This is a genomic window from Paracoccus aeridis (assembly GCF_004923205.2).
GTDB lineage: Bacteria > Pseudomonadota > Alphaproteobacteria > Rhodobacterales > Rhodobacteraceae > Paracoccus > Paracoccus aeridis.
In genome coordinates this window covers 38,821-46,669 of sequence record NZ_SELD02000003.1, presented here as the reverse complement: position 1 = coordinate 46,669, position 7,849 = coordinate 38,821, and the positions used below count along the sequence as shown (strand labels likewise).

4 protein-coding genes are annotated in these 7,849 nt (G+C 72.9%); 2 read left to right on the top strand and 2 right to left on the bottom strand.

Annotated features, from left to right (window positions below):
* Positions 1–50 precede the first annotated feature (50 nt).
* On the top strand, positions 51–3,527 hold the full coding sequence (locus ELI80_RS01470) for an error-prone DNA polymerase (RefSeq protein WP_136649219.1): 3,477 nt from the start codon (positions 51–53) through the stop codon (positions 3,525–3,527).
* Positions 3,528–3,673: 146 nt separating this feature from the next.
* Here ELI80_RS01470 and ELI80_RS01465 read toward each other — a convergent pair whose 3' ends face one another.
* Entirely contained in the window at positions 3,674–4,081 is a 408-nt protein-coding gene (locus ELI80_RS01465; protein ID WP_136649218.1) for a cupin domain-containing protein, read from the bottom strand.
* Positions 4,078–4,947 (bottom strand): NAD(P)-dependent oxidoreductase, encoded by an 870-nt coding sequence (locus ELI80_RS01460; protein WP_136649217.1) that lies wholly within the window; start codon positions 4,945–4,947, stop codon positions 4,078–4,080. The genes ELI80_RS01465 and ELI80_RS01460 overlap by 4 nt, the downstream gene beginning before the upstream one ends.
* A gap of 171 nt (positions 4,948–5,118) precedes the next feature.
* Between ELI80_RS01460 and ELI80_RS01455 the strand changes: the two genes are divergently transcribed.
* Positions 5,119–7,815: a penicillin acylase family protein gene (locus tag ELI80_RS01455; RefSeq protein ID WP_136649216.1), complete on the top strand. Its 2,697-nt coding sequence runs from the start codon at positions 5,119–5,121 to the stop codon at positions 7,813–7,815.
* Positions 7,816–7,849 lie beyond the last annotated feature (34 nt).

The following is a 7,849-nucleotide window of genomic DNA, read 5'->3' as shown; positions in this document are numbered from 1 at the left end:
GCGGGGATGGGGACGGCGGGGATGGGGACGGCGGGGATGGGGACGGGCTGATGCCGCAGAATGACACCGTTCCGCGCCGGACGCTGGGGGGCGAGTTCACGCCCAACCCGCGCGCGGATTACGTCGAGCTGGGCGTGACCTCGGCGTTCTCGTTCCTGCGGGGGGCGTCGATGGCGCCCGACCTGGTCCAGACCGCGTGGGAACTGGGCCATGACGCGATCGGGATCGCCGACCTGAACAGCTTGGCCGGGGTGGTGCGGATCCATGCCGAGGCGAAGAAGGCCCACATGCGCCCGGTCATCGGCGCACGGATCGTGCTGACGGACGGGACCGCGTTCCTCGCCTATCCGACCGACCGGGCCGCCTACGGGCGGCTGTCGGCGCTGATCTCCAGGGGGCGGATGGCGACGGCGGAGGGCGGGTGGCAGGCCAAGGACGCGTGCGACCTGACGCTGGGCGACCTCGCCGCCGCGGCGCGCGCGCCCGAGGGGGCGGCGGACAGCGTCATCCAGCTGATCTGGATGCCGCCGGAAGTCGCAGGCGACGCGGCCGCCGCCGCCGCGTGCGACGACCTGTCGGCGCTGCCGCACCTCGCCGCGCGGCTGCCCACGCTGCGCCATGTCGCGGCGCGATGGCTGTATCGCGGCTGCGACCGGGCCCGGATCAACCGGCTGGACGAGGCAGCGCGCGCCTGCGGGCTGTCGATCCTCGCCACCAACGACGTGCACTACCACACGCCCGACCGCCGCCCGCTGCAGGACGTGATGACCTGCATCCTGCACGGCACCACCGTCGCCCGCGCGGGCTTCCTGCTGGACGCCAACGCCGAGCGGCACCTTAAGTCGCCCGCCGAGATGGCGCGGCTGTTCGCCGACTGGCCCCACGCCATCGCCGCCACGCGGCAGGTCGCCGACGCCTGCCGCTTCTCGCTCGACGACCTGCGCTACGAATACCCGGCCGAGACGGTGCCCGAGGGGCTCGACGCCGACCAGCACCTGGAGGAACTGACCTGGGCCGGGTGCGAGTGGCGCTATCCCGACGGAACGCCCGAGAAGGTGCGCGAGACCATCGTCAAGGAACTGGCGATGATCGCCAAGAAGCAGATCGCGCGCTATTTCCTGACCATCCACCAGATCGTGCAGTTCGCCCGCGGCGAGGGGATCCTGTGCCAGGGGCGCGGGTCGGCGGCGAACAGCGCGGTGTGCTTCGTCCTGGGCATCACCCCGGTCGATCCCGCCGACCACGACCTTCTGTTCGAGCGCTTCATCAGCGAGGATCGCGACGAGCCGCCCGACATCGACGTGGATTTCGAACACGAGCGGCGCGAGGAGGTGATCCAGCACATCTATGCGAAATACGGCCGCCACCGCGCGGGCCTGTGCGCGACGGTCATCCACTACCGCCCCCGCAGCGCCATCCGCGAGGTCGGCAAGGCCATGGGCCTGTCGGAGGACGTGACCGGCGCGCTCGCCTCGACCGTGTGGGGCAGCTGGGGCGAGAACCTCGAGCACGCGCCCGAAACCGGGCTGAACCTGCGCGACCCGCATCTTTCCATGACCCTGCGGCTGGCCGAGCAGATGATCGGGATGCCGCGGCATCTGGGCCAGCATGTCGGCGGCTTCATCCTGACCGAGGGGCGGCTGACCGAGACCGTGCCGATCGGCAACGGCGCCATGCCCGACCGCAGCTTCATCGAATGGGACAAGGACGACATCGACGCGCTGGGAATCCTCAAGATGGACGTGCTGGCGCTGGGGATGCTGACCTGCATCAGGAAGTGCTTCGACCTGGTGGCCGCGCATTACGGGCGGTCGCTGACGCTCGCCGACCTGAAGGCGGACGCCCCCGACGCGAAGCCCGTCTTCGACATGCTGTGCCGGGGCGACAGCCTCGGCGTGTTCCAGGTGGAAAGCCGGGCGCAGATGAACATGCTGCCGCGGCTGCAGCCACGCTGCTTTTACGACCTCGTGATCGAGGTCGCGATCGTCCGCCCCGGCCCGGTGCAGGGCGACATGGTCCATCCTTACCTGCGGCGCCGGCACGGGATCGAGCCCGAGGAATACCCCTCGCCCGCGCCGCCCCACCATCCCGACGAGCTGCGCGACATCCTCGGGCGGACCAAGGGCGTGCCGATCTTCCAGGAGCAGGCGATGAAGATCGCGCTGGTGGCGGCGCGGTTCTCGCCCGCCGAGGCGAACCAGCTGCGCAAGGCGATGGCGACGTTCCGGTCTCGCGGGACGATCGACCGGCTGCAGGACAAGATGGTGGGCCGGATGATCGAGCGCGGCTACGACCCCGACTTCGCCCGCCGCTGCTTCGACCAGATCAAGGGGTTCGGCGAATACGGATTCCCCGAAAGCCACGCGGCGGCGTTCGCGCATCTGGTCTATGTCTCGGCCTGGCTCAAGCACTATTACCCCGACGCCTTTGCCGCGGCGCTGCTGAACAGCCAGCCGATGGGGTTCTATGCGCCGGCGCAGATCGTGGGCTGCGCCCGGGCGCACGGGGTCGCCGTCCGGCCCGTGGACGTGAACCTGTCGGACTGGGACAACACGCTTGAGCCCGCGGGGGCGGAGGAAGGGGCGCTGCCGCTCGGTCCGTCCGCGACTTCGGCCACCGCCGCGGCGCCCTTTGCTGGAAACGGTCCACCGGACCGGTTCGCGGGCGCCCGGAAGCCCGGGGATGTTCCGGTGATGAAGAAGCCGCGCTTCGCCCTGCGGCTGGGGCTGCGGCAGATCACGGGGATGGCCGAGACAGCTGCGGCCCGGATCGTGGAGGCGCGGGATGCGCCCTATGAAAGCCTCGCCGAGCTGAAGGACCGGGCGCGGCTGGATGCGGGCACGGTGCGGCGGATCGCGGCGGCGGATGCGCTGCGGTCGATGGACCTCGACCGGCGCGCGGCGCTGTGGGATGCGCGCGCGCTCCGCGATGCGCCGGACCTGCCGCTGTTCGCGGACCGCGACACGCAGGACGAGGGCGCGGAGCCGCGCGTCACCCTGCCCGCGATGCCCGTGTGCGAGCATGTGGTCGCCGACTACCAGACCCTGCGGCTGTCGCTGAAGGCGCACCCGATGCAGTTCCTGCGCCGGTCGCTTGCGCGACAGGGCCACGTCTCGGCCGCGGACCTGCCCCGGCTCAGGAACCGGCAGCAGGTGCGGATGGCCGGGATCGTCCTGATCCGCCAGCGCCCGGGCAGCGCCAAGGGGGTGTGCTTCGTCACCATCGAGGACGAGACCGGCGTCGCCAACCTCGTCGTCTGGCCCAAGGTGTTCGATGCGTTCCGCAAGACCGTCATGACCGCCCGGCTGATGGTGGTCGAGGGGCAGATCCAGCGCAGCGCCGGCGTGACCCACATCGTCGCCCGCGCCCTCCACGACCGCAGCGACGCGCTGCTGCGGTTGTCGCAGGGGGAAACGGTGGACCCGCAGCTGGCCCGCGCCGACGAGGTGAAGCGGCCGATCCCGGTCCAGCGGCACGGGCATCCGAGGGACGCCCGGATCATGCCGGAGTCGCGGGATTTCCATTGAGGCGGCAGTTGCCATCGCACGGCGCCTGCACCCCCGCAGGTTCTCGCCGGGCGGCGGCTGGGAAGCCGCGCGGGCACAGGCGAGCGGGGCCGGTGCCTGCGCCCGGCGTCAGGCCCTGTTAGGCGTGTCAGGCCGCGGAAGGCGCGTCAGGCCGCGAACCCCCGTCCGGCGCCCAGCACCGGGTCGCGTTCTGGCAGGTCCAGCGCGATGGACGGGTCGCCCTCGCCTTCCTGCAGGTCGGGCGTGACCCCGTCCGGGTAGGCGCCGACGACGGCAAAGTCGTCCGATGCCTCCACCCGCCGGTGCGCGACCCCCGCGGGGATCACCACGACGTCACCCGCCGCGATGTCGTGCACGTCGCCGTCCGGCCCGCCGAGCTGGAGCCGGGCGGAGCCCGCGTAGCAGCCCAGCACCTCGTGCGTGGTGGCGTGGTAGTGGTGGTAGCCGTAAACCCCGTTCCGCCACGCGCCGGTCCAGCCGTTTTCGGCGAAGCGGTTCTCGAACCACTCCGGGTCCGCCTCGCCCACCCGGCGGTGGATCACCGCGCCGCTCATCTCGCACGCAGCCGGGCGATCAGGGACGAGGTGTCCCAGCGCCCGCCGCCCATGTTCTGCACGTCCTTGTAGAACTGGTCCACGAGCGCGGTCAGCGGCAGGCTCGCCCCGTTCTCGTCGGCGGTGGCAAGGCAGATGCCGAGATCCTTGCGCATCCAGTCGACGGCAAAGCCGAAGTCGAACTCGCCCCTAGCCATGGTCGCGTGGCGGTTCTGCATCTGCCAGCTGCCGGCCGCGCCCTGGCTGATGACCTCGACGAGGTCGGGGACCGACAGGCCCGCGCGTTCCGCGAAGCTCAGCGATTCCGCCAGCCCCTGCACCACGCCCGCGATCGCGATCTGGTTGCACATCTTGGCAAGCTGGCCCGCGCCGGTGTCGCCCATGCGCCGGCAGATCTTAGCGTAGACCGCCATCACCGGCTCGGCCTGGTCGAAGGCATCCTGCGCACCGCCGCACATGATCGACAGCTGGCCGTTCTCCGCCCCCGCCTGCCCGCCCGACACCGGCGCATCGACGTAGCCGATGCCCGCCGAGCCTGCCCTGGCCGCAAGCTCGCGCGTGACCGAAGCGCTGACGGTGGTGTGGTCGACGAAGGTGGCGCCGGGCGCCATGCCCGCGAACGCCCCGTCGGCAGCCGCGCAGACCGCGCGCAGGTCGCCGTCGTTGCCCACGCAGGCCATCACGAACTCGGCCCCCTCGGCCGCCGCCCGCGGGGTCGGCGCGGCGCGCCCGCCGTGCTGCGCCAGCCATGCGTCGGCCTTGGCAGCGGTGCGGTTGTAGACCGTCACCTCGTGCCCCGCACGGGCAAGGTGCCCCGCCATCGGGTAGCCCATCACCCCCAGCCCCAGAAATGCCACACGCGCCATCCGCCGTCCCCCTGCTTTCCGCCCCGCGTTGATCTGCGGCCGGTGCTGACTTATGCATCGCCGCATTTCAAGCCTCGTCCGCCCGCGCGGGTCAACCATGCATCTCGCCGCCCCGCCCAGCCGACCCACTCGCCGCCTCCCGGCCGACCGACCCGAAGGACCACCCTGCCGATGCTGACGCTTTTCCGCTGGCTGGTCCGGCTGACCGTGGGGCTTCTCGTCGGGGCGGTGCTGGCGGTGACGCTGGCGTGGTACTTCGCGGTCCGCTCGCTTCCCGACTACCAGGCGACCCATCATGTCGCGGGGATCGCCGGGCCGGTCGAGATCGTGCGGACGACCGACGACGTGCCGCATGTCTTCGCGGGGTCCGATCACGACGCCTTCTTCGCGCTGGGGCTCGCCCATGCGCAGGACCGGCTGTTCCAGATGACGGTCCTGCGCCGGGCCGCGCAGGGACGGCTGTCGGAAATCTACGGATCGCGCACCTATGCCGCCGACGACCTCGCCCGCCGGCTGGGGCTGTGGCGGACCGCGGAGGCGTCGCTTGCCGCGCAGGACGACCGCACCAAGGCGGCGCTCGGCGCCTATGCCGACGGGGTCAACGCCTGGATCGCACTGGTCAACGAAGGCGCGCGGGGACGCGGCGCGCCCGAGTTCTTCGTGCTGCCGGGCGACGTGGCCTACTGGCAGCCGGCGGATTCGCTGGCGATCCTCAAGCTGCTCGCCGCAGGCGCGTCGGACCAGGTCCCGGCCGAGGTGCTGCGCGCGCGCCTGTCGATCGCGGCGCCCGAACGGGGGCAGGACGTGGTGGCGCGTCCGGGAGAGGCGCCGCTGCCTGCCTATGCCTCGCTCTTCGGGGACGCGCGCCTGCCGAGCCCGGACCACGCCGCGGCCCTGACCGGCGGCTGGTTCGACGGGCTCGCGGGCTTCGTGCACCCCGGCATGGGTGCGTCCGCCAACGCCTTCGCCGCCGCGCCGGGACGCACCGCCGCGGGCGCGCCGCTGCTTGCCAACGACCCGCACGTCGCGCTGACGGCGCCGTCGCTCTGGTATCTCGCCCGGATCGAGCTTGCCTCGGGCGGGGTGATCGGCGGCACGATCCCCGGCATCCCGGCCGTGCTGACGGGCCGCAACCCGACGCTCGCCTGGGGGCTGACGCCCGCGCATGTCGACGACCAGGACATCGTGATGGAGGAGGTCGAGCCCGGCAACGCCGACCGTTATCGCGGCCCGGACGGCTGGACCGAATTCACCACGCGGACCGAGGTGATCCGCATCCGCGGGGCCGACAGCCAGCCGGTCACACTGCGCGACACGAGGAACGGGCCGGTGATCCCGGGCGGACATTTCGGGCTGGCCTCGGTGACACCCTCGGGTCACGTCGCGGCGTTGCGCTGGACGGGGCTTGCGGCCGACGACACCACGATGACGGCGCTGGTGGGGCTGATGACCGCGCCCGACCGCGCGGCGGCGGTGCAGGCCGCGCGCGGGATCGTGGCGCCCGCGGTGCAGGTGACGCTGGCCGACCAGGCCGGGGTGGCGCAGACGCTCGGCGGGGCCGTCCCGCTGCGCGATGCGGGCCATCCGACCGGCGGCCGGATGCCGGTCCCGGGCTGGACACCGGGCGCGGGCTGGACCGGGTTGATGCCCGCAGCCGCGGCGGGGCGCGACCAGGCGGCCGAGAACGGCGTCATCGCCGCCACGGGGGCCGAGGACATCGCCCCTCCCGCCGCCCCGGCGGCGCCCGGGCAACCCGCTTCGCAGCCTGCCCCGCAGCCCACGTCGCAGGCCACGCCGCAGCCCGCCCCGCAGCCGATCGACGGCCCCGGCCCGGTCGAAGCGACGATGCTGCAGCTCTCGCCCCCGGACGCCGCGCCCGCCTCCACCACACCGCCGGCGCCGCTTCTCGTCCCCGCCACCTCGGGCGGTTTCCTCGGCGACGACCGCAACGGCGCGCTTCGGAAGTCGCGGCTGGACCGGCTCCTGTCCTCGCGCGAGGTCCATTCGCGCGACAGCTTCATCGACGCGCAGCTCGACACGGTCAGCCCCGCGGCGCGCGCGCTGCTGCCGCTGGTCGGCGCCGACCTGTGGTTCACGGGCGAGCCCGCCGCGCAGGGCACGCCCGAGCGGCAGCGGCAGGACGCGCTCGCGCTGCTGGCCGAGTGGGACGGCAACATGAGCGAGCACCTGCCCGAGCCGCTGATCTATTCGGCCTGGATGGCCCAGCTTCAGGCGCGGCTGGTGCAGGACGAACTGGGGCCGCTGACGGATTCGCTCACGCGGCTCCGGCCCTCCTTCATCGACGCGGTGTTCCGCGACACGGGGGGCGCGGGCGTCTGGTGCGACGTGGTCCAGTCCGCCCCGGTCGAGACCTGCGCGACCATCGCCCGGCAGGCTCTGGACGCCGCAATCCTGGACCTGTCGGGCCGGTTCGGCGGCGACGTGACCAGCTGGCGCTGGGGCGACGTCCACGAGGCGCGGCACGAACACCCCGCGCTCGGCCGGATGCCGGGGCTGCGCTGGGTGGTGAGCCTGATCCAGTCGACCTCGGGCGACGACGCGACGCTGGCGCGCGCGGGGATCGCGGGCGGAACGGACGGCGCGGCGCCGGGTTCGGGCGGGCTGGCCGCGCCCGGGCGCTGGACGCAGGTGACGGGGGCGGGCTATCGCGGCGTCTACGACTTGGCCGACCCGGACAGCTCGGTCTTCGTGATTTCCACCGGGCAGTCGGGCCACCCGCTGTCGCGCCACTACGACGACCTGTCGGAACTGTGGCGGCGCGGGGAATACGTGCGCATGTCGCTGGACCCGGACCTCGCGCGCGCGGGCGCGACCGGCGTGACGACCCTGCTGCCCGCGGCGCAGTAGGGGCCGACGCGAAAGGCGGCGGACCCGAGGCCCG